The following is a 17,375-nucleotide window of genomic DNA, read 5'->3' as shown; positions in this document are numbered from 1 at the left end:
GTGGGCGCGCCAGTAATCCAGCTGCAGGGGGTAACCAGGATCTACGCCAACGGTGAAAACCGCGTGCACGCCCTGCGGGGGATCGATTTAGAAATCGCCGCCGGGGAGATGGTAGCCGTCATGGGCGCCTCCGGGTCAGGCAAATCCACCCTCATGCACATCCTGGGCTGCCTGGACAAACCCACCAGCGGACGCTACCTGCTCCACGGCCAGGACGTCACCAGGCTGGCACCGGACCAGCTGGCCTACATCCGCAATCGGCAGATTGGTTTCGTCTTCCAGAGCTTCAACCTCATCGGCAACATGACGGCCTGGGAAAACGTCGCCCTGCCCCTAATCTACGCCGGCGTCCCCCGGCGAGAAATGCAGGCCAGGGCACTTACCGCCCTGCGGCAGGTAGGGCTGGAAGGGCGAGAAAACCACCTGCCGTCCCAGCTGTCCGGAGGCCAGCAGCAGCGGGTAGCCATCGCCCGCGCCCTGGTGAACGATCCGGCCATCATCCTGGCCGACGAGCCCACCGGCGCGCTAGATACCCGGACGAGCGTCGAGGTAATGGCCATTTTCCAGCGCCTGCACCGCGAGCGCGGCCTGACGGTCGTCATCGTCACCCATGAGCCCGACATCGCCGCCTACTGCCGGCGGCTGGTACGAGTACGGGACGGCCTGATCGTCGCCGATGAGGTCATAGAACAGCCGCGGCAGGCGGAAAAAGAGCTGGCGGCAGTGCCGGCAGGGGAGGGGAAAGGATGAATCTCAGGGCGGCGCTGGCCGTAGCCTGGCGCGGGCTGCTGGCCAACAAGATGCGCTCCTTACTGACCATGCTGGGCATCATCATCGGCGTAGCGGCAGTAATCGTCATGGTCAGCATCGGCCAGGGGGCAACGGCCCAGGTAACAGAAAGGATAGCCCGCATGGGTTCCAACATATTGATGGTGCGGCCGGGGCTGGGGTTTGGACCGGTGCGCGGCGCCGCCGGGATCGAAAGCCTTACCCTGGACGACGCCACGGCCATAGCCGCGCTGCCCCTGGTGCGGAACGTCGCCCCGGAACTCAACCAGCAGGTGACGGCCGCCGCCGGCAGCCAGACCTGGAGCACCACCGTCAAAGGCACCAGCGCTTCTTACCCGGAAATAAGAAACCTGGAGACAGCAGTCGGCTCCTTTTTCACCCCCGAAGACACCGAACGAGCCGCCCTGGTAGCCGTGTTAGGGCCGACAGTAGAGGCAAACCTCTTTCCAGACGGCAGCAGCGCCGTCGGCCGGACCATCACCCTCAATAATCTAAGATTTACCGTAATCGGTGTGCTGGCGGAGCAGGGCGGCGGCATGGGAGGCCAGGATCAGGACGACATGATCTACATTCCCATCACCACCGCCCAGCAGCGCTTCACCGGCAGGCAGAACGTCCAGGTCATCAACGTCCAGGCCCGGGATGCTGCAAGCCTCAATACGGTGCAGGAAGAAATCGCCGCCCTGCTGCGGCAGCGGCACCGCCTCAGCAGCCAGCAGGAAGACGACTTCAACATCCAGAACATGACGGCCATCATGGAGACGGTAGCCGACACCACCAAAACCATGACCCTGCTGCTGGCCGGCGTGGCGGCGGTATCCCTGCTGGTGGGCGGCATCGGCATCATGAACATCATGCTGGTGTCCGTCACCGAGCGCACCCGGGAGATCGGCATCCGCATGGCCGTCGGTGCCACCAGCGGGGCCATCCTCACCCAGTTTCTCATCGAAGCCCTGGTATTGAGCCTGGCCGGCGGCGTGATCGGGATGCTGGCCGGCCTCGCCGGCAGCCGCCTGGTAGCCGTTCTGGCCGGCTGGCCGGCAGTCATCGCCCCGGCCTCCATCCTGCTGGCCATCGGTTTTTCGGCCCTGGTGGGGATATTCTTCGGCTACTACCCGGCCCGCAAAGCCGCAACTTCCAACCCCATCGAAGCCCTGCGGTACGAGTAGACTTAAAAAGCCCCCTGCAGTCACAGGGGGCTCAATTTATCTTCCCGGCGGAGGATTATGACGTCACCCTTGCGATCGATGAGCTGTGCGGCGACAGTACTGCCGCCTGGCTCTACCAGCAGGTAGCAGCTGTTTTTTTCACGGCAGACAGTACCGCGGGCGGAAAGTTTACAAAAGGTTTCCCGGCGGCGCTGGAGGGCAAAAATCGAAATTTTAACAGAAGGATTTTCCAAATGAGGAAAGAATATTTTAAATAAATCTCTTAAAGGAGGTTTTTTATGATCAAAAAGTATTTTTTCCTCGTGTTTGCGTTGTTCTTCTTTATAGCCCTGGGTGGGGCAAATGCGGTAGCGGCAGACATCGATGCCAGACCGCTTGTAGTCCAGGGAGCGATGGATCTGGAGATACAAGAACTGGTGAAAGCATTGGATAACCCCAAAGAAATAACCTTTGGCAGCTGGACTTTTTGGCAAGGAACGATTGACAATCTTCCAGTTGTTGTTTCCCGTACTGAAGTAGGTATTACTAACGCTGCCGCCGCTACGCTCTTGGCTATTGAGAAATTTCATCCTTGGGCTATAATCAACCAGGGAACATCAGGGGGCCACGACCCTTCTTTACACCGTTTTGATATTGTCTTAGGAGAAAAGGCCATTAATTACGGAAAGTTCAAGTCTAACCACCGGGATTATGGGCAGGGCACTAATCCTCTGGAGTGGATACCAGAAGATGTAAAATTGAATTTGGATGGCAAGAGGATAAGTTTTCACGGTTTTGAGGGCGACCAGGAATTATTGAAGATAGCCGAAAGTGTAGCCAGTAGCTATCAATACGGTCGGGTTGTCAGGGGAGTAATTGGCACTGCAGATGAATGGAACCGGGAACTAGATCGTATAAAATGGGCGCATGAACGACTTGGTACTTCAGTAGAAGAAATGGAAACAGCATCGGCGGCTCAAGTTGCCCGGGCATACAATATACCTTTTCTTGGTATTCGCATCTTATCAAATAGCGAACCCCAAAATGAAAACTGGGATCCCAAGGCAGGGGCCTATTGCCAGGAATATGTCTTGCAAGTGATTAAAGCCATAGCAAAAACAAAGAATTTGCAGGATTTAACACCTAACTTCAAAGTTTTCATTGACGGTTCTGAGGTTAATTTAAAACATACTCCCTTTGCCATTAATGACGTTGTATACCTGCCTGTCAGAGAAGTTTTCACCAGAATGGGCGGAACAGTCGCTTGGGATAATGAACAACGCTTAGCTTGGGTTAAATTAGAAGATAAAGATATAGTTATTAAAGCAACGAGTGAGGGCTTGTTGCGAGATAGCATCCTATATATGCCGGTTCCCATGATAGCTCAGTCAACTGATTACCATTTGATACTTAATGACTATGAAGTACGCCTTTACCGTTAAAAAAGAAGCACAAAGGTAATCACCCCCCTGCATTGAGGGGGGTGTTTTTTGCCGAAAAGGGCTTATACCGGGCGCTAAGGATGGTTAATAAAACATGAAAATGAAAAAGGGTATATGAGCCCAGGACAACTATTTAGCTAGTGAAATAAAAGATTAAGCTTCACTTATTGAAAGCTCCATTAAAATCAAAAAGGCGATACTGGTGATCTGGTTAACCAATTCCTTATAAAACTTACGCTCCTGGCGCCATATTTTATTTTTTTCGATAAAGGCGTTTATCAGGTCCTCGACGGGGCCGACGATAATTATTGCCAGGGCAATATATAGCGGTATCCGGGAACGGCCACTTAATAATTTCGCGAAACATTCGATTACAACTACAGTCCCTAAGAGGTAAGAAAGAGAGCCGAGAATTTTGTTTATATCATCAGTCATATAAAATCACCTGGTATAATTTGCCTCATACAGGTATATTATTCTTGACTATGTAAGAAGGTGTTAAACTAGCGGGGTGCTGCTAAAACTTAATAACAGATATAAGAGAATTACATAAGTTTTTACTTTAGCGTAGTCAAGGAGATGAAGGGATGAAGATAAGGATCTTTAGTTTTGCCCATATGCATGCCTACAGTTACGCCGGCGCCCTTACCCGCCTGCCTGGGTGGAGTTCGCTGGCCTAGCGGACGACGACGCCGGGCGGGGCCGCGCTGCCGCCGGGCAGTTTGGCACTCGTTACTTCCCTACGATTGACACCCTCCTAGAAACAGATATCGACGGGGTTATCATCTGTTCCGCCAATGCCGAACACGCCCGCCTGACCCTGGACGAAGCAGCCCATGGCAAGCATATCCTATGCGACAAAGCCATTGCTACCACCGTCGAAGATGCCACCCGCATGATCGCTGCCTGCCGGGAAAACAAGGTGGGCATTGCCTTTCCCTGCCGCTTTCACCTGGCGGCGCGACGGCTGCGCCAGGAAATCCAGGCCGGTAAGCTGGGCCGGGTGGTAGCCATCCGCGCTGCCAATCACGGCTCGGTGTCGCCGGCAGGTTTTTAGACCGGGAAAAGGCCGGAGGCGCTGTCCAGCATGACGACGGCCAGAGACTTTTCCTTGCAGGACGGTATCATCGTCCTGCCGGACCGGTTAATCGCCGGCGGTACTTTAACGATCTTTTATCGTCGGCCGCCTGATCTACGTAAAGCCCGGGGTAAAAGAAAGATACAAAATGTTATATTGACTAGCCACGATGGGTACGATTTTTAACATCGCTCGGATAGCAGCGTTGCGCAGGTTATTTCCCCGGTAGATCCTTAGCCGGGCGCGGTTCTGCCCAGGGTTTGGGCCAGGTCGTGAATGGCCGCCGTCAGGTCGTCGAGTTTTTTCTCCACCCTGACTAAGAGGTAAAAGGCGATGACCATGGGGAAGCCATAGTTGCCGATCTGGACCCAGAGGTTTTCCATGTCAGGCTCCCTCCTTTTCCTCGCTGAAGTTCCACTCCTGGACTACCTTTTCCCGGCCCTGGCCCAGGAGTTCCCCCCAGGCGGCCACGCATTCGCCGCAGAGAATAAGGTCGCCGATGAGGGCAGTATCCTCCAGGAGCAGGATTTTACCTTCCAGGGTCTGCTGGCGGTCGCAGCAGTTGCAGCGTCCCCGCCGGGGCCGGGCGAAATAACTAAATTTGACCTGCAGCATACCAGGAGCCTCCTCTTCTTATTTCCACCATTCGATGGTGGCGGTATGTCGCCATGAGCGGCTCCTCCAAAGCCACCTTGAACGGTTCCTGCTAAATTAAGGGGATGGGGTGAGCTGCGAGTACCTCAACCCGCTCACCCCATCCTGGAATAACTAACCGCAAAGCTTAAACAGCGATGATGTCGGTGACATCCCTGGTGACGATACGGGCCCCGACGATAGCCGTCAAGTCGCCGCCGGGCGAGGTAAAGATGTTCCTGGCCAGGATGAGGTCCATGACGGCCCGGACTTCAGCTTCGGTCAGGTTGTCGCGTGGGTCCTGGACGGCCAGGGTGGTGCGGCGGCCGGCGGCATTCTGGAAGATCAATTCCAGGCGTTTGGTAAGCATAACTGTTCACCTCCTATAGATTTACTTAGGCGCCGGCACTGAGGTCGTTCTCGTTAACGCGGCTGACGGCGTTAACGGGATGTACCTGCAAGCTGCCAATGGCCTGGGCGACGTCGTAGACATCCTGGTCGCTGGCAGAAGGTTTGACGCGGCTGTAGGAGCGCACCCGGTAAACGGGCTGCCCGTTGGCGTCGGTCCCGGTCTGCACCTGCAGGCGTAAAGTGGTGGCCAGCGGGGTACTGATCACAGCCATTTGTTTCACCTCCCTTCGGACGGCTACATCATAGCATGGTTGCCTGCAAAAACGAACTAATGTTTGCATACAATTACGAGCCAGAACCTGTCGTTAACCGCTAATACCGGCTGCTAAGGAAAGCCAATAAAGCAGAAAAACGAAAGCAGGAATATCGTACCAGGCGGATTACTTTAATATTAATTGTTCTTGACTTTCACGTCCAAATACGCGATAATTTAAACGAAAATAATAACGTATTTATTTACGCGTAAAGGCATATCATATAGAAAGGAGGATTTTTCAGTGGGAGGCTTCGTACCGGCTATGAAAGGTAAGCCGCTTTTCTCCAGCGACCAGATTGTTAACATCAGCGATTTACAGCGCAAATGGCGCAGTGTCGTAGAACCAAAATTGCATGAGATGCCCTTTTTAATGATGTTTTCCGGTTCCGAACCCAGGGCAACTATTTTAAGCTATGATAATTTTAAAAAACTCTGGGAAAAGGTTACTGAAGCCGCGGAACTGGAACTAAAATTGGAACTACTGTGCCGTATCCTCGAAAATGAAAAGGGCGGCCAGGCTTTGGTGCCCCTTGCTGAAGTAATTAAAAAGGCCGGTATAACCGCGGAGGATCTGGAGGCTGCTCCTGATGTCGACCTCGAAAATGATTGATCTTGTACCGGCCAATGTAAAGTTTTTTCCCGCGGCTGAAGCAGATTTCCTGGGATTGGATAAAAGCAGGCAGATAAAAGTAATTAAAGCCTTGCAAAAAATATCCCGGGCTCCCTCTGCATTTGGCAAAGAATTGGAAAACCAGGCCGGCAGGCCCCTGGCAGGATACCGGAGCGTTTATGTAGATAACAGGTCGCTCCGGATTATATGGAAGGTTACGGAACTGCAGGTAATAGAGGTCGTCATCATAGCCGGCATAGCTGAACGCGAAGGAATGCTGGCCTATAAACTGGTTTCCAGGCGCAGGGAAGAATTGGAGAAGTTTATCGAGGAACTGGTTAAGTAATAACAGGTCTTAATAAAATGCTAAGTAGTATCTTATCAAATAATATTGTTGTGGTAGAATAGTTAACGGGAGGTGGCAAAGATGCAGGAAGTAATGCCAGGCATCATTGTTGACCCATTAATTAAAGGGGGTAAGCCGGTAATAAAGGGTACGCGCGTACCGGTTGAACTTATCGTAGGCAAATTAGCCGGGGGCCTTACTTATGAAGAAATTATGGCAGAATACGACCTCAAAAAAGAAGATATCCTGGCGGCACTGCGCTACGCAGCTAATGTACTGGTGGAAGAACAAATTCTACTTAGAATACCAAACGAATTTACAATAACTCAAACTAACGAGCTTTTGTTATCTTCCCTCCGTATTTTGAGGGAAGTTGATATTGTAAGGAATATTGTCGTAATAGAACCCCGGAAGATAAGGATTAGAAAGAGAAGAATAAAAACCTCATAAATGCCATGTTAAATTTGGCTTTTCTCGTGGTCGAGCGGTAATCTAGCTGTCATAGGTCAATTCTAGCGGCCTTTTATCTCGGCAATCAAGAAGGGAATTTATCACGGTTCGGGATAGCGGCAATTCAGCCGGGGGGTTTCAGGGTTCAGACCAGCTCGTTTATAGCCGCCGTCAGGTCATCGAGTTTTTTCTCCACGCGGACAAGCAAATATATCCTTCTGATATTATTTTGGAAAGGCTACAGGGTAGATTGACTAAGAAAACGAGAGGAATACAAAGGAAAAAATACTGCAGACATTTTATTTGTATCTTAACGATTATATGAACTCCTGTAGCTAATTTTTATGGTTTGATATGACAAACATGCTCGGTTTCCGGTTGAAACAAAGAGATGATCAGAACCAGGCATCGTTATTCTAGGATACCTATCACGAACAAATGACTATGGATATCCCACTTATACTTTTGACAGCAACTTGAGGGGATATATTGGGTTCATGTGAACTCTAGCAGTAGAAAAATTCATATTGAGATGGTAAATCCTAAGGGATAGGTCTAACCATATCCCTTTTAGCTTTTTTTCTACCGCCCGGCGCGTTGTTGCCAGGCGGTTTTTTATTACCTTCCTGGCGATATGAACTAGCTGCGGAATGCCTATCTATGACAGGGAAATTTAGGTTTATGGCGAATAATGACATAAAAAACAGTATAGGGAAAACCGGTCAGAACGCGCTTTTTATTGACTACATAGCCTATATCCCTTTGTAGTATATGCAGGTGCGGTTGGTCTAAAAGTTCCGCCTGCCTCTTTACTGAGATTTCGGGGTGATGACGCTCCACCATTTCACGTCTTTTGACGGCGCTCGTTGAGTTCGGCAGATTTTTTTCAACCAATTGACCTCTATGGTCAACTGGCCGATCTGCTTGATCAGTTCCTCCTTCTCGGCTTCATACTGCTTTCTCATCTTTTCCAGTTCGCTGGCGCCGCGGGTGAAAAGGGAAGGGAGGTTCTCTATGGCCTCAGCCTTCCATCGGTGTAGTTGGGTGGGGTGGACTTCGTATTGAGCAGCGATCTCGGCTACTGTCTTCTCCCCACGGAGCATTTCCAACACGATGTTTGCTTTTTGTTCAGCTGTAAATTTTTTTCTCTTTTCCATGTCACCATTATAGCTTAATTTTTTTGTTTTTGTGTCTTAACCTATGGGTCCATTATAAACAATCCCATTCTCAAGGAAAAATGGGATACTGGGTCTGCTATTTATGGTAATCAGGTGAATCCGCTTGGAACAGATGTGTTAACCGATGTTGGCCCTTACGCAGTTGGTGTTACTGGTAGGGGTATTTGGTCAACAAATATGGGGGCAAGCCAAACAGTAAAAATAAACGCTTATGGATACTTTGATCCCTCTCTCAATTGGGCTGAAGAATGGATATATTATTAGTTTAACCTAACGGGGGGTCTATATGCTAATGCCTCCAGAGGCACCATGGTATGCCGGTTTCTACAACTCCTTCCTATTGCTAATTCCTATAGTGATTATAATTGTTTTTGGGATCTTATTAACGACGATTATTGTTTTATTGCTTAGATTGAAGAAAATGCAAGAAGAAATAACCATAAAATTGGACAGAATATCTAAAGAGGTTACGAACAGGATTAAGGAGAAATAACCCCTCACACTTAAAAGCAGTAAACCGACTGAACAACTTATGAATCGGGAAAAAATAGAGGGCGCTGTGCGTCTAGCTGGCGAACAGCGCCTTATAAAGGGAAAATTTTGTACTAAAGTGCGATTTCGAGCAGCCTGGAGGAGGGCATATGATCTGATAGCCTGATGGTGCTCCGGAAAAGCATTTCAAGCATAAGTTAAATGTTAGCTAAAACACGTTCTTTATTGCTACCGCCCGGCGCGTTGTTGCCAGGCGGTTTTTTATTACCCTTCCTGGCGATATAGAACCAGCCGCGGAGTGCCATTCTATGACAGGAAAATTTAGGTTTATGGCGAATAATGACATTAAATACAGTGTAGGGAAAACCGGTCCGAAAGGCTGAGACATAAAGCCATGCATTTCATCCGCCAAATACCGCATCATATCCTTCTAAAACCGCATTTTGCCCTAATTCGGGAGGAAAGAGAAGCCGGTCCAAGAATATCTTGGAGGTAAAAAATATGGATAAAATGCCGTTAATAAATTTGGCCTTACAGTCATTCCCGGAAAGTATCCTGTTATTGCTTTTTGGCTCAGGCCTATTTAAACGTTGTCCCAGCATTTACAGGCTACTAATTGGGGCGGCCCTTTCCTCCATAATTTCCTATTTTATCAGGAGATTGCCTTTTCCTTATGGCGTTCATGCCCTGATAGGGGTTGCGGTTTTAACTCTAATATTTTGGCTAATATTCAATTTGGATTTCAATCAAAGTTTGGTAGCATCGCTGGCAACCCTGGCCACCCTTGGCGCTATTGAAATAATTTTACTGCCAGTGGAGAGTCATTTATTAGGATTAAGCCGGTTTAGTGACGCCTGGCCTGATCCCAAATTGCGCCTGCTTATGGCCATACCGGAATTGATAATTCTATTATTAATAACATATTTACTATATAGGGATAACCGCTGTTTTAAAGGAGATTTGTGAATGGCTACCGCAAATCATAGTTACTGGTTAATCGCGGCCTTGCTAGGTCAGTCCTTACTAATAAACATTGCTGTCCAGAGCCTGCAGCTTTCCCAATATACCTACTATAAACCGATAGTCATAGGAGCGAACCTTGTTAGCCTGTCATTTTACCTTATGGTTCTCTTATTGATTAAAAAAATATCGGAATTAAAGCAGCAACAGCAAGTCCTGGAGCGAAAAGAAACGGAGCTGGACAGCGTTCAGAGCCTCTTGCGCACCGTACGCGCCCAAAGGCACGATATCATTAACCATCTTGACACTGTCTATGCCCTGCTTTCCTTGGGAAAAGAAGTCCCGGCCCGGGAGTACGCCTCGCATTTAGTGCAAATTGCGGGCAATACCAGCCACCTGATACGGTTGGAGCAACCGGTGATTGCTGCCTTCTTACAAAATAAACTCAATCAGGCTTTAACTAAGGAAATAACTATCAGTATGATATAGGCGAGCCAATTTGGAATACTTACGGTACCAAAACTGCAGTTTATTCAAATAATACCTGGGACTTCCCTTTTACCCAAAAGGATCCTCCAGGAGCGTGGGGCACCAGAGTGGGCTCTGACCTGTATGTAAACGGACAATTATTATATGACGATTGGTGGATCGATTTTTATTCAATATATTAATGTAAACAGAATACCTATTCCTTAGGTCTGAGCTTTTACAACGAATGTAAAGTGGGCTCAAACCTATTTTTACCGCAATGGGAGTTGATCAAAATGCTTTATAATAACCGTTCCCATATAAAGTGGCAATTACTTGCTATGGGGTTGATATTGGTATTTCTAATTATTATAGTGGGATGCCTTTATAAAGAGACCAAGGTTTTTTTGACGCCTGAAGAAGCATTGTTCTCTATCAATCAAGGGATGCGTATAATTGACAAAAAACCTTTAGGAAACGATTTTATCTTTTTTGCTAAAGAAAAAAACAATGATTATATAGTACGAGTGGAACATAAAGGAAACGGTTGGGTTGTAGTTCCCGGCATATCTTCTTCTTCTTCAATGCTGTCTGCGTCTGACAATATGAATGTAGGAATTGATACGTATAAAAGTGAAGATGAAGCAAAATCTTATACTCTAGTGTATGGAACTGTATATAATCCAAATATATTTGTAATAGAGATCCATTTTCCTGACAGCGTAATAATGAAAGAAATGGTTAATGGTGAAGGATTTTTAGTAGTTAGGGAAGGGTTTTACCTAAACAGGGGTGAAAAAATACGCGTGCTAGGATTGGATGATAAAGGAAATAAGATGTGGCAAAGTCAATAGTTTTATAAAGGGTGAGCAAATATGGACCCTGGGTGACCGGGAACCTAATTGGATCGAGTTATGTATTAATTCCAACTTTCCTTCTCTGCCAAAAGGAGGAAGAAATAATGTCACAAGTGCCCGGGTTCATCGGGTGGGCTTGCAAGCTTGCCATCACCCTGTTATTCTCGCTAATCCTTTGGACACAGGTGCCACTGTCCACAGGGCAAGCACTTGGGCAGAACCCTGGCGACCAAAGGAGTAACGAAACTGGCAATTCAGCACCGGCTTTTACAGATATCCAGGGTCATTGGGCGGAGACCGTAATTCAAGCAGCGGCGTCCGTTGGCTATGTGCACGGCTACCCGGATGGTACTTTTCGTCCTGATAATCCGGTCACCCGGGCCGAGGCGGTCACCTTTATCGTGAAAGCTCTGCAGCGGGTACAGTACCTACCAGATATTAACTTGCCGCCGGATATGATGGCCGAATATTTCCCGGATACTCGGGACCACTGGGCCGGGCAAAAAGGCTCCTTACCCCTTGCCTTTTCAGCCTCCCTGGTAACCACCGAAGATGCCCGGGCGGGCAACCGGTTTGAGCCCGATGCCCCTGCGACCCGGCTAGAGGCTGTCATATGGCTGGCCCGGGCCGTAAACCCCGCCCTGGAGGCGCGTCGTCGCATTAAAGAAGAGCGCCAAAGGGAAGGATGGTCGGCGGAGGCCCAAGCGGCTGTGCTCACGGGATTAGAAAACATCCGCTGGCCATTCCGGGATACGGTAGCAGAAAAAGTAAGAAGCTATGTTATGCAAGGGATTAAATCAGGGCTGATCAGTGGCTTCCCGGATGGGAGATTCGGTGGCAATGAAATCGTAACCAGAGGACAAATGGTCGCGATGCTACAGCGCTTGCAGCCGATAGCATCCCTGTCAACCCAGCATCCCGAGATTAACGAGCCCGTAATGCCAGAACGTGGTCGTATTATGGAAGCACGTCAAAGCTGGCCTCCGGCTGCAGGAAAATCGCCGCGTACTTTAAATGGCGATAATAAGGAAGACTGGCCGGCGCTGAACCGCTTGGTAATGGCCTTACGCAGTGTAGAAAAATTAGAACCACCGTCCGGGGTAGGCGATCTCCCGGTTGCACCACCGCACAGGGAAATGTTGTATATTCGTTTCGCCGATGGCAGTGAAGATATCCTGTATCCAGCAGTACGCTGTGAGACTACCCCCACAGGTGGACGACGCTGCACACCGGAACCGGATTGGATGATCCTTAATAGTCAGGTCGTTCACTCATCGTTACTGTGGGATTACTACCACGGACAGATGCAAATGGACATGCCACTTGTACTTTCGCCGGCAACTTGAGGGGATAGATTGGGTTCATGTGAACTCAAGCGATAGAAGTAATATAGAGAAAGCAAATCCGAAGGGATAGGTCTAACAATATCCCTTCTTCGTTTTTGACTAATATTGAAATTTGATCCAGCGTTATCTTTATCACAAGACTCGTTAATTATTGTGATACATTATAGGCCAAAAGGCAGGTAGCATGATGAACCGAAATAAATATCTCATATTTATATTCTTGGGTCTATTTTCCGTCGCTTGTCTGTTAGTAGTAATTGAATTAACCCTCAAGAAACAAAAAGTCGAGACAATCCAGGCGGCAGCAGAGGGAACAATTACGACTAAAAACCTTACCCTCCTTGAAAGAGTGTATGAGGACGTAGATAGTGATGGCAAGGATGAAAGCGTCGAATTGTATACCTCAGCCCAAAGGGGTCCGGATGGCTTAATGGGGTGGGATGATGGTCAACGATGGCTTTTACTTGTAAGAAAAGAAGGGAAAATATTTCCCCTGTTTAACGATTATGTGCAGTTGGGACAAATTGAATTCTGGATAGGTATCTTTAACAAATCTCGCATTATTAGCCCTGACGCCGGGGATTTAGAAAGGCATATTTATGTGATGCATACTAGTAATATTCAATTGGCTGACTATTACTGGGATCAAAAGAACCGTTGTTTTAATAAAAAAATTGTTTTCGACTCTAACGTATCGTATGCGAGATCTTTATTTAGATACGACCCCAGTCTAATTGAACCTGAACTTAACGTAAAATAATAAACAGTACGCTGTGAGACCCCCCGCAGGTGGACGACGTTGTACACCGGAACCGGATTGGATGATCCTTAACGGTCAGATCGTTCACTCATCGTTACTATGGGATTACTACCACGGACAGATGCAAATGGACATACCACTTATGCTTTCGCCGGCAGCCTGAGGGAATAGTGGGTTCAGGTGAACTCAATTCTATTGCTAACGCTGACGCGTTGCTGTCAGGCGGTTTTTTATTACCCTTTTGCCTACTTTATGTTGGTAAACATACTGCCTCTTACAAGCGATTTGATTTTCGCGGCTTCCTTAGGGCTACTGTTGCAGCTATTCACGCTACTGCCGGCAGGTTATAAATTGATGCACCATTATGACATGTTATTAATAAAAGTTACCAGCTCTATTACTAAAGGGGGGAGGTGATCCGGATGAGGAGACGCTTTTTATTTACCCTAGTGGCTAACTTAGCGATATTTGTCGCCCTGTTGGGGGTCCGGCCGACCAGCTGGCTGGCCTGGTACCAGCCGGAAGCTCCCCGGGAATTGCTGAAATAAATTACTAAGGGGGACAGGGAAGAAACCTGCCCCTTTAAAATTTGTCAAAGACCCCTGAACCGGCACTGCTGATTTCGTCTGGCAAAAACCGCATTATATCCGCTAAAAACCACATTATATCCCAAAAAAAGATCGGATTGGGTAAAATGATGATAAAATGGAAGCAGAAAATGAAAAGGGGGATGATTTATTGAGGGCATTAAATTGACTAAAGCGTGATTGTGAGCCAGAAAAGCTAAAGAGTAGGTGCCGTTCTGGTAGTTTGGTAAGGAAAAAAGGAGAATAAAATCAAAGCAGGGGGGCAAAATCATGAGATTATATCGCAATAAGATAATTATTCTAATTACATTTATGGTAATATTCCCCTTTATTGCGCATGCGGATGGTCCCGTTACGGATCCAAATTATACACAACCATTGAGCGAACGCACTAAAGCTCAAATAGAGCGGGAAAGGCAAAAAGAAGCTATTACTAAACGGATTATGGACATTTTCTATAAAGAGGAGCGCGGTGAGTTACCAAAAGGTTCTTACCATAAAGCCTTAGAGGAACTGCGTTCGGAAAAATACCTTCCCAGTCCCAAAGGAACTACCAAGGATATTTCAATCCAGGGCGGTTCAGGAAAAGCGCTTGTGTTAGACTTAGTACCCCAGGAAACGAATTATTATTGCGGTCCCGCTACTGTATATATGATGCTAGATTACCTTGGTGTCACCAATGGTCCTGAAGACCAACCTTTAACTCAGAGTAACCTGGCAAAGTATATGGGAACAAACACACAGGGTACAGATTTCAACAAGATTCCGGTATGCTTAAATGATTGGTGGGGACGACAATGGTATGTAAATAAATGGGCTCCAACTGCCCAGCAAGTTCATGATTATACGAAACTGAACGTTGATTTAAATTACCCTGTGAATTATGATGCCCACACAAGTTCAGAGAATGGTTATCTACCTGGATGGGAAGGCAAAGAGGTTTGGCATTACCTGGCAGGCGGGGGGTATATAACAGGGGGCGATGGAGATCCTGATGAAATAAATTACTGGGATACTTATGAGAACAATCCTGAGGCTTATGGTAATCATTGGGTCAAAGCCAGCGTGATGAGTGATGTGCTTGTAGATCGGGGAATGACCTATTAGTATAATATTAAGAGGACAAAGGGTAATAATTTAAAAACACCCTTTGTCCTCTCTATATTTTCTTTTCACTTATATGAAGTTGCAAAATAGGAGAGATCGATATGTCTAAGTTGAAATTAATCGCTCTTCTGGTCATCGGCCTATTAGTTTTGGGGACGGGGTCAAAATTTATATTATCTGGAACAACAACGAACAACGGTGATGTTGCCCGGGAGCAGTCAAAAGGAAGGGCAAGTATAAAGCCCCCGGAAAGTAAAGACCAAAAAGAAAACCCTGAGGAGAAAGAAACGATTCCCTATAAAACAGTACCCCATGCTATCACTGTCGCTGGCGTGAACCATGAAGGAGAGATTATTGTAACTCTACCCCATCCCCATAACCCCGGGGATATATCATTAACCTACTATTGTTTCGATCCATATGAGCAAAAGCTTTATGAGCTGGCCAGTCCCTTAAGTTCAAAAAGGAAGATTCATTCTATATGCAAATATGGACCCTGGGTGGCCTGGATTGAAGGGACTACCGATTTTGAATCCGAAGATTGGCTCCTGGCAGCCAAACACCTCCCTACCGGCAAGATAATCGAAATCAGCAAGAACAGGGTTGAGGAAATTAAGATCGAAGGCCCCGGGCCTTCTGGTATTCGCTATGAACCCGGGGATCTATCTATATTTGGCAATAAAATTACATGGGCACAATATGAAATTATAGACGGGAATTTGACAAGCGTCATATATATCTATAACCTCGACCAAGGGCGTCTAGAAGCAATCGAGGAGTTGCCCGGCGCTCCACGAGTTATATTAAACAGTCCGGACATATATGACAATAAGCTGGTTTGGTCCCAGGCGCGTTTCGTATATGAAGAAATACGGGCGGAAAGCGATGTGTTCTTTAAAGATTTAGTCACCGGAAAAAAGTTTCGCCTAACATCCAACCATTGCAGCTTTGCACCCCGGATAAATGGCAGGAATGTTACCTGGCTGGCCAGAGACACAAGAGTGGGTAAATACGGCGAAATTGTCAAATATAATTTAGATACTGATGAATCTATCCAGATCACCAATAATAGTGCCCATCGATACAGCACTACACCAACTATTGGAAATAAATTCATAACCTGGATGTGGAATGTTCGGGAGGAGGTCCAAGCATATGATCTGGAAATGAACGACGTCAGGGTTTTCGATACCGGTGTTATCGATTTGATTTATACCGGGGGGAATGTGCTGGCCTGGAGATGGAGAGACCCCTTTGAGATGTAAAAGTGGAGAAACAGGGAAACAGATCAAGTTCCCAGGAGTGAGGTCCGGTTCGTAATTATCGAACCTTAATTTTTTGAGAGGGCACAAATCCAAAAAGCGGGGCTGTCACGAAAGCCAGTCGTGCAGCCCCTTTCCTCTGTAATATTATAATGAGCTTTAAACTTGTTAAGTAGTGTGATACATTATAGGCAAAAAAGCAGATAGCATGATGGGTCCCCGCAATGAAAGCAGTCCCCAGCAGTCACAGGGGGCTCAATTTATCTTCCCGGCGGAGGATTATGACGTCACCCTTGCGATCGATGAGCTGTGCGGCGACAGTACTGCCGCCGGGCTCTACCAGCAGGTAGCAGCTGTTTTTTTCACGGCAGACGGTACCGCGGGCGGAAAGTTTACAAAAGGTTTCCCGGCGGCGCTGGAGGGCCCTTTCTCCGTCCAGCAGGCGCAGGGCCAGGGTATCCATATTTAAAAGGCAGGGCAGGACCTGGTTGCCGGCCAGGATCAGCCGGGTGCGAAAGAAGCCCTCGACGTAAGGCTCAAAACTTTTTACTTTGCTACCGACCACATAGCCTGTCCCGCCCTCATCGCGGCAGCGGGGCCGGCGCAGGCGTAAAGGTACCAGGACCATTTCCGGCCCCAGGACAATGGGGGCCAGGTGACTGCGGCCTTCCCTGGACCAGGCGGTATACTCCTGCCGCCAGGAAACCCCCAGATGAGAGGCCAGGGCCTTCAGGACGGTCTTTGTCCGACGGCGGTCCAGGATTTTTTGGCCGTCATCCAGCCAGACCTCAGTGTAGTTACCGCAGTCGTCGCCTGTGCCGTAGACCGGCACCAGGCAATTAAGATTTTGCCACAGACCTTTCTGTATCCAGCTGGCTGCCAAATATACCACCTCCTGCCTAAGTTATATTATAAACGAACAGAAGTTCGCCCATCAAGACGGCCATTAATCACGAATCGACATAACGGCAGCAGCCGGCCTGCGGCACCGGCTGGGGCTTCAGTTTACGGCCCCGGCAGCGGCTTTAGCCCGGCGCGGCCCTGTTCAAAGATTGGGCCAGGGCTTGGATGGCCGCCGTCAGGTCGTCGAGTTTTTTCTCCACCCTGACTAAGAGGTAAAAGGCGATGACCATGGGGAAGCCATAGTTGCCGATCTGGACCCAGAGGTTTTCCATGTCAGGCTCCCTCCTTTTCC

At 48.2% G+C, this 17,375-nt stretch carries 26 protein-coding genes; 16 read left to right on the top strand and 10 right to left on the bottom strand.

What is annotated here, in order from left to right:
- A complete protein-coding gene (locus FLZ89_RS02100) occupies positions 1–750 on the top strand; it encodes an ABC transporter ATP-binding protein (RefSeq protein ID WP_141265523.1) in 750 nt (249 codons plus the stop codon).
- Complete coding sequence (locus FLZ89_RS02095) at positions 747–1,958, top strand: ABC transporter permease (protein ID WP_141304242.1); 1,212 nt, start codon at positions 747–749, stop codon at positions 1,956–1,958. Before FLZ89_RS02100 ends, FLZ89_RS02095 begins: the two co-directional genes overlap by 4 nt.
- 20 nt (positions 1,959–1,978) lie before the next feature.
- Here the strand turns inward: FLZ89_RS02095 and FLZ89_RS02090 are convergent, their stop codons facing one another.
- Complete coding sequence (locus FLZ89_RS02090) at positions 1,979–2,191, bottom strand: hypothetical protein (RefSeq protein WP_141265525.1); 213 nt, start codon at positions 2,189–2,191, stop codon at positions 1,979–1,981.
- Between the two features lie 45 nt (positions 2,192–2,236).
- Here FLZ89_RS02090 and FLZ89_RS02085 point away from each other — a divergent pair, with 45 nt between their 5' ends.
- Positions 2,237–3,379: a stalk domain-containing protein gene (locus tag FLZ89_RS02085; RefSeq protein WP_141304241.1), complete on the top strand. Its 1,143-nt coding sequence runs from the start codon at positions 2,237–2,239 to the stop codon at positions 3,377–3,379.
- A 153-nt stretch (positions 3,380–3,532) separates the two neighbouring features.
- Here FLZ89_RS02085 and FLZ89_RS02080 read toward each other — a convergent pair whose 3' ends face one another.
- Positions 3,533–3,814, bottom strand: a complete 282-nt coding sequence (locus FLZ89_RS02080; RefSeq protein ID WP_141304240.1) for a hypothetical protein — start codon at positions 3,812–3,814, stop codon at positions 3,533–3,535.
- Between the two features lie 226 nt (positions 3,815–4,040).
- On the opposite strand from FLZ89_RS02080, the gene FLZ89_RS02075 reads away from it, so the two are divergent.
- Complete coding sequence (locus FLZ89_RS02075) at positions 4,041–4,436, top strand: Gfo/Idh/MocA family protein (RefSeq protein ID WP_141304239.1); 396 nt, start codon at positions 4,041–4,043, stop codon at positions 4,434–4,436.
- A gap of 30 nt (positions 4,437–4,466) precedes the next feature.
- Positions 4,467–4,643: a hypothetical protein gene (locus FLZ89_RS15510; RefSeq protein WP_172613395.1), complete on the top strand. Its 177-nt coding sequence runs from the start codon at positions 4,467–4,469 to the stop codon at positions 4,641–4,643.
- A gap of 47 nt (positions 4,644–4,690) precedes the next feature.
- On the opposite strand, the gene FLZ89_RS02070 is transcribed toward FLZ89_RS15510, so the two are convergent.
- The 4 genes from FLZ89_RS02070 to FLZ89_RS02055 all read right to left on the bottom strand — a co-directional run bounded on the left by FLZ89_RS02070 (position 4,691) and on the right by FLZ89_RS02055 (position 5,713).
- Positions 4,691–4,840: a YvrJ family protein gene (locus tag FLZ89_RS02070; RefSeq protein WP_141304238.1), complete on the bottom strand. Its 150-nt coding sequence runs from the start codon at positions 4,838–4,840 to the stop codon at positions 4,691–4,693.
- 1 nt (position 4,841) lies between these two features.
- Positions 4,842–5,072: a hypothetical protein gene (locus FLZ89_RS02065; RefSeq protein ID WP_141304227.1), complete on the bottom strand. Its 231-nt coding sequence runs from the start codon at positions 5,070–5,072 to the stop codon at positions 4,842–4,844.
- Between the two features lie 166 nt (positions 5,073–5,238).
- Positions 5,239–5,460: a DUF2922 domain-containing protein gene (locus FLZ89_RS02060; protein WP_141304226.1), complete on the bottom strand. Its 222-nt coding sequence runs from the start codon at positions 5,458–5,460 to the stop codon at positions 5,239–5,241.
- 25 nt (positions 5,461–5,485) lie between these two features.
- A complete protein-coding gene (locus tag FLZ89_RS02055; protein ID WP_141304225.1) occupies positions 5,486–5,713 on the bottom strand; it encodes a DUF1659 domain-containing protein in 228 nt (75 codons plus the stop codon).
- Between the two features lie 306 nt (positions 5,714–6,019).
- Here FLZ89_RS02055 and FLZ89_RS02050 point away from each other — a divergent pair, with 306 nt between their 5' ends.
- The 3 genes from FLZ89_RS02050 (at position 6,020) to FLZ89_RS02040 (ending at position 7,163) form a co-directional block, all read left to right on the top strand.
- The gene (locus FLZ89_RS02050) at positions 6,020–6,367 is read left to right on the top strand and encodes a hypothetical protein (protein ID WP_253256384.1); all 348 of its coding nucleotides are present in this window, start codon (positions 6,020–6,022) and stop codon (positions 6,365–6,367) included.
- A complete protein-coding gene (locus FLZ89_RS02045; protein ID WP_141304236.1) occupies positions 6,345–6,713 on the top strand; it encodes a type II toxin-antitoxin system RelE family toxin in 369 nt (122 codons plus the stop codon). The genes FLZ89_RS02050 and FLZ89_RS02045 overlap by 23 nt, the downstream gene beginning before the upstream one ends.
- 81 nt (positions 6,714–6,794) lie before the next feature.
- The gene (locus FLZ89_RS02040) at positions 6,795–7,163 is read left to right on the top strand and encodes a DUF433 domain-containing protein (protein ID WP_216363813.1); all 369 of its coding nucleotides are present in this window, start codon (positions 6,795–6,797) and stop codon (positions 7,161–7,163) included.
- A gap of 145 nt (positions 7,164–7,308) precedes the next feature.
- Here FLZ89_RS02040 and FLZ89_RS16490 read toward each other — a convergent pair whose 3' ends face one another.
- Positions 7,309–7,377, bottom strand: coding sequence for a YvrJ family protein (locus tag FLZ89_RS16490; protein ID WP_373995612.1), 69 nt, complete (start codon positions 7,375–7,377; stop codon positions 7,309–7,311).
- Between the two features lie 595 nt (positions 7,378–7,972).
- Positions 7,973–8,320 (bottom strand): transposase, encoded by a 348-nt coding sequence (locus tag FLZ89_RS02030; protein WP_141304235.1) that lies wholly within the window; start codon positions 8,318–8,320, stop codon positions 7,973–7,975.
- Positions 8,321–9,334: 1,014 nt separating this feature from the next.
- Here FLZ89_RS02030 and FLZ89_RS02025 point away from each other — a divergent pair.
- The 8 genes from FLZ89_RS02025 to FLZ89_RS01990 all read left to right on the top strand — a co-directional run bounded on the left by FLZ89_RS02025 (position 9,335) and on the right by FLZ89_RS01990 (position 16,183).
- Positions 9,335–9,799 carry a hypothetical protein gene (locus FLZ89_RS02025; protein ID WP_141265532.1) on the top strand — a complete coding sequence of 155 codons (465 nt, stop codon included), beginning with the start codon at positions 9,335–9,337 and terminating at the stop codon, positions 9,797–9,799.
- Positions 9,800–10,282, top strand: coding sequence for a Spo0B domain-containing protein (locus FLZ89_RS02020; RefSeq protein WP_141304234.1), 483 nt, complete (start codon positions 9,800–9,802; stop codon positions 10,280–10,282). It begins immediately after the preceding gene.
- A gap of 275 nt (positions 10,283–10,557) precedes the next feature.
- Positions 10,558–11,115, top strand: a complete 558-nt coding sequence (locus FLZ89_RS02015) for a hypothetical protein (RefSeq protein ID WP_141304233.1) — start codon at positions 10,558–10,560, stop codon at positions 11,113–11,115.
- A gap of 107 nt (positions 11,116–11,222) precedes the next feature.
- Positions 11,223–12,464: an S-layer homology domain-containing protein gene (locus FLZ89_RS02010; RefSeq protein ID WP_141304232.1), complete on the top strand. Its 1,242-nt coding sequence runs from the start codon at positions 11,223–11,225 to the stop codon at positions 12,462–12,464.
- Between the two features lie 187 nt (positions 12,465–12,651).
- Entirely contained in the window at positions 12,652–13,224 is a 573-nt protein-coding gene (locus FLZ89_RS02005; protein WP_141304231.1) for a hypothetical protein, read from the top strand.
- 422 nt (positions 13,225–13,646) lie between these two features.
- Positions 13,647–13,772 carry a cyclic lactone autoinducer peptide gene (locus FLZ89_RS15505; RefSeq protein ID WP_141265536.1) on the top strand — a complete coding sequence of 42 codons (126 nt, stop codon included), beginning with the start codon at positions 13,647–13,649 and terminating at the stop codon, positions 13,770–13,772.
- 309 nt (positions 13,773–14,081) lie between these two features.
- The gene (locus FLZ89_RS01995; RefSeq protein ID WP_141304230.1) at positions 14,082–14,918 is read left to right on the top strand and encodes a C39 family peptidase; all 837 of its coding nucleotides are present in this window, start codon (positions 14,082–14,084) and stop codon (positions 14,916–14,918) included.
- A 101-nt stretch (positions 14,919–15,019) separates the two neighbouring features.
- On the top strand, positions 15,020–16,183 hold the full coding sequence (locus FLZ89_RS01990) for a hypothetical protein (RefSeq protein ID WP_141304229.1): 1,164 nt from the start codon (positions 15,020–15,022) through the stop codon (positions 16,181–16,183).
- A gap of 241 nt (positions 16,184–16,424) precedes the next feature.
- On the opposite strand, the gene FLZ89_RS01985 is transcribed toward FLZ89_RS01990, so the two are convergent.
- On the bottom strand, positions 16,425–17,063 hold the full coding sequence (locus tag FLZ89_RS01985) for a hypothetical protein (RefSeq protein WP_141304228.1): 639 nt from the start codon (positions 17,061–17,063) through the stop codon (positions 16,425–16,427).
- A gap of 142 nt (positions 17,064–17,205) precedes the next feature.
- The gene (locus FLZ89_RS01980) at positions 17,206–17,355 is read right to left on the bottom strand and encodes a YvrJ family protein (RefSeq protein WP_141265542.1); all 150 of its coding nucleotides are present in this window, start codon (positions 17,353–17,355) and stop codon (positions 17,206–17,208) included.
- Between the last annotated feature and the right edge of the window lie 20 nt (positions 17,356–17,375).

This window comes from Moorella sp. E306M (assembly GCF_006538385.1).
In the GTDB taxonomy this organism is placed as follows: domain Bacteria; phylum Bacillota; class DSM-521; order Neomoorellales; family Neomoorellaceae; genus Neomoorella.
The sequence above is the reverse complement of the archived record's forward strand: the minus strand, read 5'-3'. Positions and strand labels throughout refer to the sequence as shown.